Source organism: Devosia sp. SL43, assembly GCF_021729885.1.
Classification (GTDB): Bacteria; Pseudomonadota; Alphaproteobacteria; order Rhizobiales; family Devosiaceae; genus Devosia.
This window is the reverse complement of record NZ_CP063401.1, coordinates 3,858,765-3,874,766: the sequence shown is the minus strand read 5'-3', so window position 1 is coordinate 3,874,766 and position 16,002 is coordinate 3,858,765. Positions and strand designations below refer to the sequence as shown.

General features: G+C 64.4%; 16 protein-coding genes. 9 read left to right on the top strand and 7 right to left on the bottom strand.

The annotated features are described in order from the left end of the window. Window positions 1–143 precede the first annotated feature (143 nt). Window positions 144–1,865: a thiol reductant ABC exporter subunit CydD gene (cydD, locus tag IM737_RS18930; RefSeq protein WP_236896714.1), complete on the top strand. Its 1,722-nt coding sequence runs from the start codon at window positions 144–146 to the stop codon at window positions 1,863–1,865. After that, window positions 1,862–3,514: a thiol reductant ABC exporter subunit CydC gene (cydC, locus tag IM737_RS18925; protein ID WP_236896711.1), complete on the top strand. Its 1,653-nt coding sequence runs from the start codon at window positions 1,862–1,864 to the stop codon at window positions 3,512–3,514. Before cydD ends, cydC begins: the two co-directional genes overlap by 4 nt. Before the next feature lie 21 nt (window positions 3,515–3,535). On the opposite strand, the gene IM737_RS18920 is transcribed toward cydC, so the two are convergent. Continuing rightward, the gene (locus IM737_RS18920; protein ID WP_236899969.1) at window positions 3,536–4,252 is read right to left on the bottom strand and encodes a Crp/Fnr family transcriptional regulator; all 717 of its coding nucleotides are present in this window, start codon (window positions 4,250–4,252) and stop codon (window positions 3,536–3,538) included. Window positions 4,253–4,421: 169 nt separating this feature from the next. Here IM737_RS18920 and IM737_RS18915 point away from each other — a divergent pair, with 169 nt between their 5' ends. From IM737_RS18915 to IM737_RS18905, 3 genes are read left to right on the top strand one after another with little or no spacing between them, the layout of a single operon-like run. Continuing rightward, window positions 4,422–6,680, top strand: a complete 2,259-nt coding sequence (locus IM737_RS18915) for a heavy metal translocating P-type ATPase (protein WP_236896709.1) — start codon at window positions 4,422–4,424, stop codon at window positions 6,678–6,680. Next, window positions 6,677–7,087, top strand: coding sequence for a Cu(I)-responsive transcriptional regulator (cueR, locus tag IM737_RS18910; protein WP_236896707.1), 411 nt, complete (start codon window positions 6,677–6,679; stop codon window positions 7,085–7,087). Before IM737_RS18915 ends, cueR begins: the two co-directional genes overlap by 4 nt. Window position 7,088: 1 nt before the next feature. Further along, window positions 7,089–7,289 carry a heavy-metal-associated domain-containing protein gene (locus IM737_RS18905; protein ID WP_236896705.1) on the top strand — a complete coding sequence of 67 codons (201 nt, stop codon included), beginning with the start codon at window positions 7,089–7,091 and terminating at the stop codon, window positions 7,287–7,289. A 94-nt stretch (window positions 7,290–7,383) separates the two neighbouring features. Here IM737_RS18905 and IM737_RS18900 read toward each other — a convergent pair whose 3' ends face one another. From IM737_RS18900 to IM737_RS18890, 3 genes are read right to left on the bottom strand one after another with little or no spacing between them, the layout of a single operon-like run. Continuing rightward, entirely contained in the window at window positions 7,384–8,334 is a 951-nt protein-coding gene (locus IM737_RS18900) for a substrate-binding domain-containing protein (RefSeq protein WP_236896703.1), read from the bottom strand. A gap of 52 nt (window positions 8,335–8,386) precedes the next feature. After that, complete coding sequence (locus IM737_RS18895; RefSeq protein WP_236896701.1) at window positions 8,387–9,391, bottom strand: ABC transporter permease; 1,005 nt, start codon at window positions 9,389–9,391, stop codon at window positions 8,387–8,389. After that, window positions 9,372–10,913 (bottom strand): sugar ABC transporter ATP-binding protein, encoded by a 1,542-nt coding sequence (locus IM737_RS18890; protein ID WP_236896699.1) that lies wholly within the window; start codon window positions 10,911–10,913, stop codon window positions 9,372–9,374. The genes IM737_RS18895 and IM737_RS18890 overlap by 20 nt, the downstream gene beginning before the upstream one ends. A gap of 197 nt (window positions 10,914–11,110) precedes the next feature. Here IM737_RS18890 and IM737_RS18885 point away from each other — a divergent pair, with 197 nt between their 5' ends. Next, entirely contained in the window at window positions 11,111–12,136 is a 1,026-nt protein-coding gene (locus IM737_RS18885) for a LacI family DNA-binding transcriptional regulator (RefSeq protein ID WP_236896697.1), read from the top strand. Here the strand turns inward: IM737_RS18885 and copM are convergent. Further along, the gene (gene copM, locus IM737_RS18880; protein WP_236896695.1) at window positions 12,133–12,483 is read right to left on the bottom strand and encodes a CopM family metallochaperone; all 351 of its coding nucleotides are present in this window, start codon (window positions 12,481–12,483) and stop codon (window positions 12,133–12,135) included. The two genes, IM737_RS18885 and copM, sit on opposite strands and share 4 nt — an antisense overlap. Window positions 12,484–12,585: 102 nt before the next feature. On the opposite strand from copM, the gene IM737_RS18875 reads away from it, so the two are divergent. Continuing rightward, on the top strand, window positions 12,586–12,936 hold the full coding sequence (locus IM737_RS18875; RefSeq protein WP_236896693.1) for an ArsR/SmtB family transcription factor: 351 nt from the start codon (window positions 12,586–12,588) through the stop codon (window positions 12,934–12,936). Here the strand turns inward: IM737_RS18875 and IM737_RS18870 are convergent, their stop codons facing one another. Beyond that, the gene (locus IM737_RS18870) at window positions 12,937–13,440 is read right to left on the bottom strand and encodes an SRPBCC domain-containing protein (RefSeq protein ID WP_236896691.1); all 504 of its coding nucleotides are present in this window, start codon (window positions 13,438–13,440) and stop codon (window positions 12,937–12,939) included. 11 nt (window positions 13,441–13,451) lie between these two features. Further along, window positions 13,452–13,793, bottom strand: a complete 342-nt coding sequence (locus tag IM737_RS18865) for an ArsR/SmtB family transcription factor (protein ID WP_236896689.1) — start codon at window positions 13,791–13,793, stop codon at window positions 13,452–13,454. A gap of 92 nt (window positions 13,794–13,885) precedes the next feature. Here IM737_RS18865 and cobF point away from each other — a divergent pair, with 92 nt between their 5' ends. Beyond that, window positions 13,886–14,614 (top strand): precorrin-6A synthase (deacetylating), encoded by a 729-nt coding sequence (gene cobF / locus IM737_RS18860; RefSeq protein WP_236896687.1) that lies wholly within the window; start codon window positions 13,886–13,888, stop codon window positions 14,612–14,614. Window positions 14,615–14,848: 234 nt separating this feature from the next. Further along, window positions 14,849–16,000 carry a precorrin-3B synthase gene (gene cobG / locus IM737_RS18855; protein WP_236896686.1) on the top strand — a complete coding sequence of 384 codons (1,152 nt, stop codon included), beginning with the start codon at window positions 14,849–14,851 and terminating at the stop codon, window positions 15,998–16,000. Window positions 16,001–16,002: the final 2 nt, after the last annotated feature.

Below are 16,002 nucleotides of genomic sequence, written 5' to 3'. Positions count from 1 at the left end.
GCCTGAGTCGCGGCCGTCACTGCGCACTCTATGCGCGTTGAGGCTTGTCCGCGCCTTGATTCAGATCAAGGCCTTCTGTGGCCTGCAGTTTATTGTACGATCATGCCCTTTCTGGATACCATCATACCCACCGGACACCGCCTGTGACTGACAACGATCGCCTGAACGGCAAGACCCTGTCTGGCCTCAGCCGTCTCGGCGGTCCGTGGCTCGGTCTGGCCATTGGCGCGCCCCTGCTTGGTGGTGCCTTGCTCGTCTGGCAAGCGTGGACTCTGGCTGATATTCTCGGCCGGTCCATCGAATCTAGGGCCGCCCTCGACACGCTGGCGCCAGCCATCGCGCTGCTGCTGGTCCTTCTCCTTATCCGTGCCGGGCTTGCCGCCATCGGCGACCGCGCCGGCACTGCTGCCGCAGAAGCCATCAAGCTCCACCTGCGCCAGTCCCTGTTCGCCGAGCTTCTCGCCCGCCCACCTCGCGCGCCGGACCAACCCCAAGCTGGCGCGGCCTCCGCCGCGATCATCGACCAGGTCGAATCCGTTGATGGCTTCTTTGCCCGCTACCTGCCGGCGATGATCCAAGCGACCGTGCTGCCCATCGCCTTTGGCGCCATCATCCTGCCGCTCGATTGGCTGGCTGGGCTGCTGTTCCTCGTCACCGCGCCGCTGATTCCGCTGTTCATGGCTTTGGCAGGCTTGGGCGCCCAGATCGCCACGCGCCGCCAAGCCCGCGCACTATCCCTGCTCACCGGCCGCTTCGCCGATCGCCTGCGCGGCCTCACCACGCTCAAGCTCTTCGGCCGTGCTGAAGCCGAAACCGCGGGCATCGTTGCGGCCAGCGACGAACTGCGTCGTCGCACCCTGCGCGTCTTGCGCATCGCCTTCCTCTCCTCCGCGGTGCTCGAATTCTTCGCCGCCCTCGGCGTCGCCGGCATCGCCCTATATGTCGGCCTCACTTTCATCGATTACCTGCACTTGCGCACCACCCCGCTGAGCCTCGAACTCGGCCTGTTCCTGCTGCTGATGGCTCCCGAAGTCTACAACCCGCTGCGCCTGCTCGCGGCCCACTACCACGACCGCGCCTCTGCCAAGGCCGCTATCGGCGAGATCGAAGGCCAGCTCGGTGTCTTGCCCGCCGAGATCGTATCGCTCGCCACGCCCGATCCCGGTACCGGGTCCGGCGCTCTAGCCCTAGCCCTTGCGGCCGTCACCCTGCGCACTCCCGACAATGCCAGCGTCATCCTCGACGCCGCCAACCTCGCCATCGCCCCAGGCGAGCACATCGCCATCCTTGGCCCCAGCGGCATCGGCAAGTCCACCTTGCTCGAAGCAGTGGCGCGGCTCCGCCCCTATGACGGCACGATCACCCTCGGCGATCATGCTCTGGCCGACTGGCCCGAACCCGATCTCCGCCACCGGGTCACTATGCTCGGTCAAAGGCCACGCATCATCGCTGGCAGCATGGCCGACAATATCGCCCTGGCACGCCCCACAGCGTCGACCGCAGACATCCGCCGCGCCGCCGAACTCGCCCATGTCGCCGGCTTCGCCGATGCGCTGCCCGATGGCCTCGATACGCTGCTCGGCGAAGGCGGATTGGGCCTGTCCGGCGGCCAGGCCCAACGCATCGCCCTCGCCCGCATCTACCTACGCGATCCAGGCCTGATCCTGCTCGACGAGCCGACTGCCCATCTCGACGCCGACCTCGAACAGTTGGTGCTCGACGACCTCAAGCGCTTTGCCCGCGGCCGTACGCTCATCATCGCCACCCACTCACTTGCCGTCGCGGCCCGCATGGACAAAGCCTGGCGCATTGCCGGCGAAACCCTGGTTCAGACACCCCTGCCCGCCAAGCGGAGCGTTGCATGAGAGCCCTCCTCGCTTTCCGCCACCTCTTTTCCGCCCAGGCCAAGGGCCTGCTGCTCGCCCTGCTGCTGTCGCTGATCGTGCTGGCGGCCGGCGTGGCGCTGCTCGGCACCTCCGGCTGGTTCATCACCGCGGCAGCGCTGACCACGGCAGGCCTGGGCTTCAACCTCTTCGTTCCCTCGGCGCTGGTGCGGGCATTCTCGTTTATCCGCATTCTCGCGCGCTACGGCGAGCGGCTGACCGGGCACGACGCCACCCTGCGCCTGCTGACCGACATCCGCAGCTGGCTGTTCGCGCGCCTGTTTCCCCGCCTGCCGCTGAGCGATCGTGGCCTGCGCCATGGCGACCTCGTCAGCCGCCTCACCGCCGATGTCGATGCGCTCGATACCGCCTTTCTCGTCGCTATCGGCCCGATTGCAGCGGCGCTCCTGATCGGCGGCGCACTCACCGCCGTCCTCGCCTGGCTGCTGCCATCAGCGGCCTTGGTCTATGGGATTTGCTTTGCCGCGGCGGTCGCGCTGGTGCCCACCGGCCTGGTCATCGCCAGTCGCAAAGTGGGTAGCGACATCGTCACCAGTGCCGCCCTCGCCCGCGCCGCCGTGCTCGACGGCATCGAAGGCCATGCCGATCTCATCCTGTTCGGCGCCCTCGGCTCGGCTCAAGCTGATTTTCTCTCCACCGCGCAACGCCTCGCTCAGGCTCGCGGTCGCCTCGCTACGCTCACGGCTATGTCCGGCTTTGGGGTGCAGGCGCTCGCCGCCTTTGCCCTGGTCGGCGCGCTCTGGCTGGGGCTCAACGCCTTCACTGCCGGCCAGATCGACGGGCCGGTCCTTGCCGGCCTGCTGCTGGCCATTGCTGGCAGTTTCGAAGCCACCAGCACCATCGTGCGCAGCGTCGGCAAGCTGACCACCGCCATCGCCGCAGCCGAACGGCTCAGGGCCATCGCCGACACGCCGATCGCCATCACCGATCCAGCGACGCCCGCCGCTCTGCCCCCGAGATTCGACCTGAACATCACCGACCTGACCTTTGGCTACGATGATGCGCCTTCGATCCTGAGCAACCTCTCGCTCAAAGCCTCTGCAGGCGAGCACATCGCCATCACTGGCCCCAGCGGCAGCGGCAAATCGAGCCTGTTAGCGCTGCTGCTTCGCTTAGCCGAACCACAACTGGGCCGGATCACCCTCGGTGGCGTAGCCCTTCCGGCGCTGTTACAAGCCGATGTCCATGCCAGCCTGGCCCTGCTCAGCCAGGACAGCCCGCTGTTCAACGACACCATCCGCGCCAACCTGCTGCTCGCGCGCCCCAACGCGGATGACGAAGCGCTGTGGGACGCCCTCGCCGCCGCCGGCATCGAACCTTTCGTCCGTACGCTGCCGTTGGGGCTCGATACCCTTATTGGAGAAGGTGGCCGCACCGTCTCGGTCGGTCAGGCAAGGCGTCTATGCCTGGCCCGCGTGCTGCTGTCCGATGCAAAGATACTGTTGCTCGATGAGCCGACGACAGGCCTCGATCGCACGGCGGAGGTGGCATTCTTCGAAACCCTGCATGTGGCCGCGCAGAGTCGCACAGTCATCGTGGTCACACATGCAGCCATCCCCGAGGGGACAATCGACCGGGTGCTGACACTCAGAAATGGTCGGCTAGAGTAAGCGTGGGGTGAGAGCTGTGACCTACCCGCACCGCACCCGCAAGCGCGCCAGATCCGGCACCAACACATGCCGGTAGTTCTCGATCTCGATCACCCCATCGGCCTTGAGCTTGCTTATCTGCCGGCTCACGGTTTCGATGGTCAGGCCCAGAAAATCGCCGATATCGGTCCGGCTCAGCGGCAGGTCGAAGGTCGTGACCTCCCCCGTGGGATCGATGTGGCTGGCGATCAGATAAAGAAAGCTCGCCACCTTCTCGGCAGCCGTTTTTCGGCCCAGCGTCACCATCCAGTCGCGCGCCTCGTCGAGCTCGCGCAGCGTCTGCAGCATGACGCGATGCTCCAGCGCAGGATTTTCCCGCACCAAAGCTTCCATCGCGCCCTTAGGCACCATGCAAAGATCGACATCCGACGCCGCCTCAGCCGTCACCCGGCTCTCATTGGCGAACAGCCGTCCCAGCAGGTCAGGCGCAAACTGCAGCCCCACCACCTGCTGCCGGCCATCTTCCAGCACCTTGGACAGCTTGACCACGCCGCGCAGCACGTTGCCGTAGCTGGTGATCGGCTCGGCATCGGCCAGCAGCTCGTCACCCGCATCGTGATGCACCCGTCGCGTGTGTCGCGCCAGGGCCGAAAGCTGCTCCGGCGTCAGCGCGCCGCATATGCCCTGGTGGCGAGCCTCACAGCTCTGGCAGAGCACGGGAATGGTGGAGTTGTGGATGTCGTTGCGGACGGGCTGCATGGCATGTCGTCTCCTGACACCGTCCATATAGGCTCGCGCCGCCAGCACTTTAACCTGCGCAAAGGTCGCAGCGCCATCCTGCCGCATGCACTGCCCACGATTGTCGCAGTAACCCCTTGACCCTCCCATCATGGGAAGGTCTATATACCCACGGACGAGGTGAACCATCATGAACGAACACGTCCACGCCAAGCCCGTTTCCATCGATATCGAAGGCATGACTTGCGCCTCCTGCGTGGCGCGGGTGGAGAAATCCTTGCTCAAGGTGCCCGGCGTCACGTCGGCCTCCGTCAACCTGGCGACCGAGCGCGCCACTGTGCAGCTCGGCGACACGTCCAATGTCGATGCCCTGTTCGCCGCCATTGCCAAGGCCGGCTACAAGGGCAGCAAGACGCCCGAAAACCACAGCCACGATCATGTCGGCCACCATCACCACGACGAGGATGCCGCCATCCTTCGCCGCGACACCCTGATCGCTGCGGTCATCACCCTCCCGCTCTTCGCGCTCGAAATGCTGGGGCATCTCTATATGCCCTTCCACATGTGGCTGATGTCGGTCGTCTCAATGGACGTGCTGTGGCCCGCCTATTTCGTCGCCGCCAGCATCGTGCTGTTCGTCCCCGGCTGGCGCTTCTTCAAGATTGGCATTCCCGCCCTGCTGCGCGGTGCCCCCGAAATGAACTCGCTGGTCGCTCTGGGGTCGGGCGCGGCCTATCTCTATTCGACGGTTGCCACCTTCGCCCCGCAGCTGCTGCCCGATGGGACGCGCTACGTCTATTTCGAAGCCGCGGCCGTCATCGTCACGCTGATCCTTGTCGGTCGCTGGCTTGAGGCGATCGCGAAGGGCCGGACCGGTGAGGCCATCCAGCGCCTCGTGCGGGAACAGGCCAAGACCGCCCGCGTCGAGCGCGATGGCAGAATTGTCGAACTGCCCATCGAGCAGGTCGCGGTCGACGAGATCATCGTTATCCGCCCCGGCGAGAAGCTGTCAGTCGATGGCGAAATCATTGAAGGCTCCAGCCATATCGACGAGTCCATGATCTCGGGCGAACCCCTGCCCGTCTCGCGCGGCGTCGGCGCCACCGTCATCGGCGGAACGCTCAATACATCGGGCAGTTTCCGTTATCGCGCTACCAAGGTTGGCGGCGATACCATGCTGGCGCAGATCATCCGCATGGTCGAGGAAGCTCAGGGCGGCAAGCTGCCGATCCAGGGCGTGGTCGATCAGATCACCGCCTGGTTCGTGCCTGTGGTCATCGCTCTCGCCATCGCCACCTTCGCCGTATGGGCCATCTGGGGCCCCGACCCCGCCTATACATTCGGCCTCGTCAACGCCGTTGCCGTTCTCATCATCGCCTGCCCCTGCGCAATGGGCCTGGCCACGCCGACTTCCATAATGGTCGGCACCGGCCGCGCTGCCGAACTCGGCGTGCTGTTTCGCAAGAGCGAAGCCTTGCAACAGCTCGGCGACGTCAAGGTCGTGGCCTTCGACAAGACCGGCACGCTGACGCAAGGCAAGCCCTCCCTCACCGACCTCATCCTCGACGACGATTTCACCCATGACGAAGTCCTGGCGCTGGTTGCGGCCGTCGAGGCCAAATCCGAGCACCCGATCGGCGCCGCCATCGTCGCGGCGGCAGAGAAAGCCGGCCTCCCGCTTGGCGCCGTCACCGACTTCCAGTCCCATGCCGGCAATGGCATCACCGCCCGCGTCGATGGCCGGCTGGTTTCGATAGGCTCAGAGCGTCACCTCGGCCACCTCGATTTCTCTGATTTTGCCGGCGCGATCGAAAAACTCGCCGACGAAGGCAAGACTCCCGTCTTTGCCGCCATCGATGACAAGCTCGCAGCGGCCATCGTTGTCGCCGACACCATCAAGCCCTCCAGCAAGCTGGTCATCGATGCGCTGCATGCGCTGGGGCTCAAGACTGCAATGATCTCGGGCGACAACCGGCGCACCGCCGAGGCCATCGCCCGCCAGCTCGGCATCGACGAGGTCCGCGCCGAAGTCCTGCCGGCGGACAAGGTTGCGACGCTCAAGTCATTGCGCCAGTTCGGCCCGGTGGCCTATGTCGGCGACGGCATCAACGACGCCCCTGCCCTCGCCGAAGCCGATGTCGGCATCGCTGTCGGCACCGGCACCGACGCCGCCATCGAAAGCGCCGATGTGGTCCTGCTCGGCGGCGACCTCAAGGGCGTGCTGAACGCCCTCACCATCAGCCGCGCTACCATGGGCAATATCTGGCAGAACCTCGGCTGGGCCTTCGGCTACAATATCCTGCTCATCCCCGTCGCTGCGGGCGTGCTGTTCCCCGCCTTCGGCATCCTGCTCAATCCGATGATCGGCGCTGGCGCCATGGCGCTGAGTTCGGTTTTTGTCGTGGGCAACGCCCAGCGCCTGCGCGCCGTCAAAGGAGTATCCGCATGAATATCGGCCAAGCCTCCAGCGCCACGGGCGTATCGGCCAAGATGATCCGCTACTACGAATCCATCGGCCTCATCCGCGCGCCCTTGCGCACCGGCAGCAACTACCGCGTCTATGGCGAGGACGAAGTCCACGTGCTCCGCTTCGTCAAACGGGCGCGAACGCTGGGCTTCTCGGTGGAGGAAACCGCCACCCTGCTGGGCCTCTGGCACGACAAGACACGCGCCAGCGCCGAGGTGAAGGACATTGCGACCGGCCATATCCAGGCGCTCGAAAGCAAGATCGCCGAACTCCAGGGCATGGTCAAAACCCTCAAGCACCTGGCCCATTGCTGCGGCGGCGACAACCGCCCGGACTGCCCCATTCTCGACGACCTGGCCGGCGAGCACCCCATTTCGAAAGGACACTGACATGACCGACAAGACCATCTTCGCCGTCAACGACATGACCTGCAGCCACTGCGTGGGCACGGTGCGCAAGGCACTGGAGGAGGCGCTGCCGGGGGCTGATATCTCGGTGGACCTGGCGACGCACCGGGTGGAGTTTACCGGCGACCGGGTGAAGGGCGAGGAAGCCATTCGCGAGGCGGGGTATACGCCGGAAGCGGCTTGAGGCACGAGGTTCCAACAGCGCTTGGCTGGCGCCGCTCCCAAAAGACAAAGGGCGCCCACCGGGCGCCCTCCGCATTGCTTGATCAGCGAACCAATCAGAACGGGCTGTCGGCGTCCAGGTATTCAGCCGCATTGTCCTGGGTGATCAGCGTTGATTCGAGCACGAAACGGCCGTTGACGTGGATGCCACCGACGAGGTGGGACGTGGTCAGTTCGATCGCGGTGGCGATCATAGCAGGGCTGTAGCTGACGTCGACCGGGGTCAGCGCGTCGCCCGCAGCAACGGCCTGCAGGATCTGCTGCATGCCGGCGCCGCCGACGATGAACATTTCGCCTTCACGGCCAGCCTGCTTGATGGCTTCGATGGCGCCCAGGGAGATGTCGTCGTCCTGGGTCCACACGGCCTTGATGTCAGGGAAGCGGGTCAGGAAGTCCTGCATCACCTTGAAGCCGTCATCGCGGTTCCAGTTGGCGAATTCGTCGTCGAGAACAGTGATGTTGCTGCCTTCGATACCGGCCATGAAGCCGTCGAAGCGCTGCTGGTCGATCGGGATCGGCAAGCCGCGCAGAATGACGATGTTGCCGCCTTCGGGCAGCTGTTCCTTGATATAGGCGGCAGCGTTGGCGCCGAGACCGGGATTGTCGCCGGCCACGTAGAGGTCTTCCACGCCGTCGACCGACAGCTGACGGTCAACCACGGTGACGAACTTGCCGGAGTCCTTGACCTGCTTGATGGCCGAAGTCATCGCGTCCGGGTCGCCCGGCAGGATGACGAGCGCATCGATACCACGGGTTGCGACCATGTCCTCGATGTCGGCAATCTGCTTGGGCGCGTCGGGCGCCGAAGCGAAGACGAACTCGACATCCGGATAGGTGGCGCCGAGGCGCTCGATGGCCTGCTGGGCGAAGTAGTTGACGCCACCGGTCCAGCCGTGATCGGCCGCCGGAACCGAAACGCCGATGACGATCTTGTCCTGCGCGACGGCAACGCCGCCCAGGGCGCCGACGATAACCGTCGCTGCCAATAGGGATTTAGCCAGTTTCATGCGTAGTCCTCCCGTAAGTGCCCTTGGATGGGCGATGTAAATTCTTGCTCGCTCAGGTGCGGCGGCTGCCCCGTTGCAGCAGCACGGCGAGAATGATGATGACGCCCTGGAAGGCCCCGTTGAGATAGGGACTGATCAGGCTTTGCAGGTTGAGGATGTTGCCGATGAGCCCGAGGATCACCACGCCGACGACGGTGCCCCAGATACGGCCATAGCCACCCTTGAGCGTCGTGCCGCCGATGATCACACCGGCAATGGCTTCCAGTTCCCACAGCACGCCAGTGGTGCTCGAGGCCGAGCCGAGGCGCGGCACGTAGAGCAGCACAGCGACGCCGACGAGCACGCCCTGCAGGATGTAGGTCATCAGGCGGACGTTATCGACATTGATCGAGGAATAGCGGGCTACCTGCTCATTGGATCCGATGGCGGCACAGTGGCGGCCGAAGGCGGTGCGGCGCATGACGATTTCGCCGGCGATCGCCACCAGGGCAAAGACGATGATCGGATAGGGCACGCCAAGCAGGCCGTCGTAATAGACCGGGCGATAGACGTCGGCGACTTCGAAGTTCAGCGACAGCGTGCCGCCATTGGCGAGGAACGTCACCAGCGAGCGGAAGATGCCCATGGTGCCCAGCGTCACGATGAAGGCTTCAATACGGCCCCGCGTGATCATCATGCCGTTGAACACGCCGGCGACTCCACCGAGCAGAATGCCGGCAGCCATGCCGGCCAGCACGACGCTCCAGCTGATGCCCATGCTGGGAATCAGCCAGTTCATCACCATGATCATGACGCCGGCAATCACCGCCGCCATCGAACCGACGGACAGGTCGAGCCCGCCCGATGTGATGACGAACGTCGCGCCGATCGCGATGATGCCGATGAAGCTCGAGCGTGCCAGCACGTTGGTGAGGTTGTTGTAGGTCAGGAAATTTTCGTTGAGCGAGATACCCAGCAGGATCAGCAGGGCCAGCGCCAGTAGTGGCCCCACTGTCTTGAGATCGAGGCGGAAGGCGCGTGTCGGCTTGGCCGCGGTATCAGGCGCTGATGCGGTCATTGTGGTCACTCTGTTTGATGCCGGCGGCGTACCGCATGATTTCTGCTTCGGTGATTTCGGCGCCCTCGAGCACGCCGGCGAGCCGCCCCTCGCGCATCACCACCACGCGGTGGCTCAGCCCGATCACTTCCTGCATCTCCGATGAGATGACGATGATCGACTTACCCTCGGCCGCCAGGGCCGCGATGATGTGGTAGATCTGCTGCTTGGTGCCGACATCGATGCCGCGCGTCGGCTCATCCATGATGATGATCTCAGGCTCGCTTTCCATCGTCTTGCCCAGCATCAGCTTCTGCTGGTTGCCGCCCGAAAGGCGGCCAACCGCCACCGAGGCGTCACGGGCGCGGATATCGAACCGGCGCACCGCGCGCTCAAGCGCCCTCGTCTCGCTGCCGGTATCGAGGAAGCCGGCGCGCAGATGCTTCTTCAGCGTCAGCAGCGTCAGGTTTGGCCGGAGGCCCATATTGAGCAGCAGGCCCTTGCCCTTGCGATCCTTGGTCATGTAGGCGATGCCCGCATCGACCGACTGGGCGACCCGCACGAAATTGACAGGCTTGCCATCAAGCGCGATCTCGCCGCTGCTGCGGTGAATCAGGCCAACGACCGCCTCCGCCACTGCCGTCCGGCCCGAGCCGATCAGTCCCGCAAAGCCGAGGATTTCACCCCGGCGTAAGTCAAAGGAGATGTTCTTTACGCCGCGCGCCACCAGGTTGCGCACCGATAGAACGGCGGGGACATCGACATCGGGCTCGTGCTTGGGCGGATAGAGGTTGGACAGTTCGCGGCCCACCATCATCTGGGCGATGGAATCGGGCGTCAGCGCTTCCATGCCGACAGTGGCGATCAACTGCCCGTCGCGCAGCACGGTCACCCGATTGGCCAGTTCCATGATCTCGTCGAGCTTGTGGCTGATGAAGATCACCGCCACGCCGCGTGCCGTGAGGCGCCGGATCTGCTCGAACAGGGTCTGCGTCTCGGACATCGACAGCACCGCCGTCGGCTCGTCCATGATCAGCACGCGCGCGTCGCGGCTGATGGCCTTGGCGATTTCCACCATCTGCTTGTCGGCCACCGACAGCGTATTGATGCGTGCGTCGGGATCGACATGCACATGCAGCGTTTCCATGACGGCGGCGGCGCGCTTGCGCATCTCACGCACGTCGAGGAAGCCAAATTTCTTGAGTTCCTGACCGAGAAATATCGAGTCCGCTACCGTCAGGTCTTCCGCCAGGTTCAGTTCCTGGTGGATGAGTACGATACCCATGGCCTCAGCCGCACCGTTGGGCGGCAGCGTTACCATCTGGCCGTCATAGCTGATCGAACCCGAAGTCGGCTGCTCGATGCCCGACAAAATCTTGATGAGGGTGGATTTTCCCGCGCCGTTTTCGCCGATGATGGCGTGGACTTCGCCGGGACGAATGTCGAAATCGATGCTGAACAGCACCGGAATTTCGCCAAACGACTTGCTGACCCTGTTCGCCGACAGGATTGCAGGCCCAGGCGTGCCTTCGGCACTGGTCATAGTGGAAGCCCCTCCCTCGAACGCGGCGGGTTTGGGCCCGTCTCTCCGTCCTTCATCAAGCATGTAAAGGTTTTCATGATCCATGTAAAGGTTTACACAGATGGAAAACGGGATCACCGTTAGAGGAGGGTCTGGCGTCCTCCGCGCCATCTGCTACAGGCAGCAAACGCGGGCGCCAGGGATGGACGGGGCTTAGGTTGCAGCACCAGAAACTGGCCACAATCGAGGACGTCGCGGCGATCGCCGGCGTATCCATCGCCACGGTCAGCCGCGCTATCAACGAGCCGTCCAAGGTCGCCGACGAAACGCGCCGCCGCGTCACCGAGGCCGTCGCGCGTACCGGCTACACCACCAATGCCATGGCCCGTTCGCTGCGCATGCGGCGATCCAACATGATCCTGATTCTGGCGCCCGATGTGGGCGACCCGAACTTTTCCAATATCCTGGTCGGGCTCGAGACCGAGGCCAGCAAGCGCGGCTATGGCGTGCTGATCGGCAATACGCAGAACGACCCGGCCCGCGAAACCGATTACCTCCGCTTCATCAGCTCCAACCAGGCCGATGGGCTGATTCTGTTCACGGGCCACCTGCCCTATGGCTTCGGCAATGAGGGCGGCGAGTCGCGCCTGCCACCCATGGTTGCTGTCAACGAGCCCGTGCCTGACGACGAGGTGCCATTTGTCGGCGTCGACAATTTCGAAGGTGCCCGGATCGCGTGCGAACACCTGATCTCGCAGGGCCACCGTCGCATCGCCTTTATCGGCCATTCGACCAGCAAGGCAGTCAACATCCTGCGCGAGCAGGGCTATCGTGCCGGCCTGGCCGGTGCCGGCATCCCAGTCGATCCGCGCCTGATCCTTGATGGCGACGGCTCCACGGAGTCAGGGCGCGCTGCCACCGAGCAGATGTTCGTCCGCGACGTGCTGCCCACCGCCTTCCTCTGCGTAAACGACGCCACGGCGCTCGGCGTCATCATTTCCCTCAATGCCCGCAAGTATGACCTGCCGCGCCAGTTCTCGGTGATGGGTTTTGACGACATTTCCTTCGCCAGCTTCGTCACCCCCGCGCTGACCACCATGAAGCAACCCCGCCTCCGCATCGGCGAGGAAGCCATGAACCTGTTGCTGGCGCTGCTCTCAGGCAAGCCTCCCGCCAAGAAGGAAGTGCTGCTGCGCAGTGAGCTGATCGTGCGCAACTCGGTCAGCAGGGTAGGACGGGACTAAAGCCCCTTCTTAGCGAGCCACGCCTCCATCCAGGCAATCTCGTCCTCCTGCGCCGCGATGATCCCCTCCGCAAACGCCTTCACCTCGGCGTCGGCGCCGTGCTCCAGCACGATCCGCGCCATATCGACCGCACCCTGATGATGCGGGATCATGCCCCGGATGAAGTCGACATCGGCATCGCCGCTATAGTCGATGTCCATGTCGGTATGCATCTTGGTATTGGCGGCCTTGTAGGCCTCGGTGGCGGCACTTCCCGTGCCAACCATGCCGTGACCAGCATGATCCTGCCCGACGGCGGGTGCCGCCAGTCCGAGAATGACAGCGGACGCGAGCAACAGCGATTTCATCGCAAATCTCCTACATTGATTGGTGATTGCCGTTCTGACGGATTGCCCAATGGGAAGGTCAAGTCGATTGACATGGGCGGATCGACTTTGTTACTTAACGCTATGCTTAACCAACAGCCGACCAATCTCGATCTCATGTTCCAGGCGCTGGCCGACCCGACACGTCGCGCCATGATCGACCGTCTCAGTCGTGGACCGGCTTCGGTCAGTGAGCTGGCCAAGCCCTTCGACATGTCCCTGCCCGCCGTGGTCCAGCACTTGGCGGCGCTCGAGAATAGCGGCCTCGTGTCGTCGCAAAAGGTCGGACGGGTCCGCACCGTGCAGATGCAGCCCGAGGCCCTGAGTTTGGCCGAGCAATGGCTCAACGACCGCCGCACCATGTGGGTCAAGCGGCTCGACCGCCTCGGCGATTTCCTCGCCGAAACGGCCGATGAGCCTCAGCCCAAGGCGTAGCTACTGCGCTGATTTCAGCCGTTCCAGGATCACATCGACCTTGGCCATGCTGGCGTTGGCGCCCCATTCCATGCCGCTGTCGATGACGCCCTGGCGCTGTTCGAAGCTCTCCAGCTTGGATACCGAGCGGTAGAACACCTTGCCGTCGCGCTCTTCGAAATGGTGCTCCTCGTAGAACCGATCGTCCTCCTCGAACATGCCTTCCACAACGAAGGTGTTGCGGATCAGAGTCTTGGGCGTCACCTCCAGATAGGTGCCGAAGAACGTCACCTTGTCGCCGTCCGTCATCGACGAGATGATCCGCCACTTGCCGCCCTTCCGGACGTCATATTCGACGATCTCGTTATCCTCGCGCGGACCCCACCAATAGGCCACGTGCTCCGGCTGGGTCCACACGGCCCATAGCAGGTCAAGCGGCGCATCGAATGTGCGCGTCATGATGATCAGCGGCTCGTCGGCCGGCAGTTCGGTTTTGAACAGGTTCTGCGTTGCATGGGCGTTCATCTGTCGTCTCCTCAGTTCTTGGTGTCGGTTTCGGGGGTCTGCAGTTTCTTGAGATAGGCGTCGAGCTGATCGAGGTTCTGTTCCCAGAACTTGCGGTAGAACTCGATCAAGGCGGCCACGTCGCGCATTGGCGCAGCCTCGAGCTTGCAGGGGCGGTACTGCGCCTGCTTGCCACGGGACACGAGACCGGCCGTTTCGAGCACCTTGATGTGCTTGCTGACGGCCGCCAGCGTCATGTCGAAGGGTTCCGCCAGGTCGTTGACGCTGGCCTCACCCAAGGAGAGGCGGGCCAGGATTGCTCGCCTCGTCGGGTCAGCAAGTGCAGCCAGCGTGGTGCTCAGCGGGTCGGTCATTTCGTTCAAACCAATCTTTATTCAACCAATTGGTGTTATACTGTTTGGTTGAATTCTTGTCAACTGGCTCTGGTGGTGGCATGTGCTGGGCCATGAAAACCATCCTCATCGTGGGCATCGGCGCCGGAAATCCCGAGCACCTGACGGTCCAGGCCATCAACGCGCTCAACCGCGCCGATGTGCTGTTCATCCCCGACAAGGGGGCCGGCAAGGCCGACCTGGCCGACCTGCGCCGGGACATCATCGCCCGCTATGTCACCAATCCGATGAGCCGTTCGGTCGAATACGCGGTGCCCAGGCGCGATGCAGCCAACCCCGACTACGGCGCCGGCGTCGACGACTGGCACGCGTCCCTGGCCGCCATCTTCCGCGAGCTGCTGACCGACGTTCCCAACGACGGTGCCGGCGCCTTCCTCGTCTGGGGCGATCCGGGCCTCTACGACTCGACCATCCGCATCGTCGACCGGCTGCGCGCCGACCATGCCATCGAGATCATTCCCGGCATCACCTCCATCCAGGCCCTCACCGCCGCCCACGGCATCGCCCTCAACCGCATCGGCGAGGCGGTCCACATCACCACCGGGCGCAAGCTGGGCGAGGTGACTGACGACACTGTGGTTATGTTGGACGGACAGACGGCGTTTATGACTGCCGATCCCGACCTCGACATCTTCTGGGGCGCCTATCTCGGTACGGCCGACGAGATCACCATCGCCGGTCGGCTGGGCGATGTGCGCGACCAGATCGTCGAAACGCGCAAGGCGGCGCGGGCGCGGCATGGCTGGATCATGGATACGTATCTGCTGCGGAAGCGGGACTAGCGGCTCCAGAATCGAACAACTCTCACCCCACCCACCGGACTCACCCCCCTTGTGGGGAGGGAAGCGAGATAGGACTTAGCGCTTCGCTAAGTTCGTGATCGAGCAGGGTGGGGGTATTTCGCCGCGAGTCCCGTGCGTGTGGCCACTCCCATCCTTGATCCCTCCCCTCAAGGGGGAGGGTGTCGACTGAAGCACCTGTTCCCCCCAACCCTCCAATCCGCTAAAACCACACCCATGTCCGTCGTCCTACCCATCGCCAGCCACCGCCGCGGCGCCTGCCCGACGCTCGATGCGCCCATGCAGACCGGCGATGGCCTGTTGGCGCGCCTGCGTATCGAAGGCGCCAGGATGACGCCGGACCAGCTCTCTGCCATCTGTGCCCTGGCCGCCGAGCACGGCAATGGCCTGATCGAAGTCACCGATAGGGGCAACCTGCAGGTGCGTGGCCTCACCAACACATCCGCCGCGCCGTTCGCCCGTGGTGCGGAGACCGTCTTCAAGATCATGCGCGGCCTGGTTGTCGAGACTCCGCCGCTGGCCGGCGATGATCCAACCGAAATCGCCGATCCCCGCCCGCTGGCCGCTTCTATCCGCGCCGCATCCGTACTGCTGGCGGCTCGACTCGGCCCCAAGGTGACGGTTGTCGTCGACGGCAATGGTCGATTGAACCTGTCCTCGCTCAAGGCCGACATTCGCCTCACCGCCATCGGCTCGAACCAATGGGCCTGCTCGGTCGGCGGACGAAGCGATGTCATCCTGCGCAACGAAGCACTGATGATCACACTCGGGCATCTGCGCCAGATCGCCAATCTTGGCAAACACGCGCGCGCCGACGATCTTCCCGGCACAGCCGCTGCACCCCGCCCTGGCAAGGATGTTTCGCCGATCGGCCAGTTCGCCCTGCGCGACGCCACAGCGTCAGGCATCGCGCTGCCCTTCGGCAGCAGCGACCACAAGACCCTCACCGCCCTCGCCGCGGCGGCCCGTCGGCACGGCGTCACCGCGTTCCGCCTGGCGCCGCATCATGCCCTGCTCGCCGTGGGGGCAACGCCGGCCTTCATGACGGAGGCAGCCGCCCTCGGTTTCATCACCGCGCCAGATGACCCGCGCACTCGCATCAGCGCCTGCATTGGCAGCGACGGCTGTGCTTCCGGCCATATCCCGGCTCGCGCCATCGCCGCCCAGCTCGCATCGCGCCTTGCACCCGCCACCGACCTGCACGTTGCCGGATGCGACAAGGGCTGCGCCCACCCGCGACCCGCTGATATCACGCTGGTGGGCCGGCCGGACGGCTATGGCCTTGTCAGATCGGGCCGGGCGGGCGATACGCCTGCCACGGTGTTGCGCGTGGACCAGATCGAGTCCGCCGTGGCCGCCGCCCGCTAAGG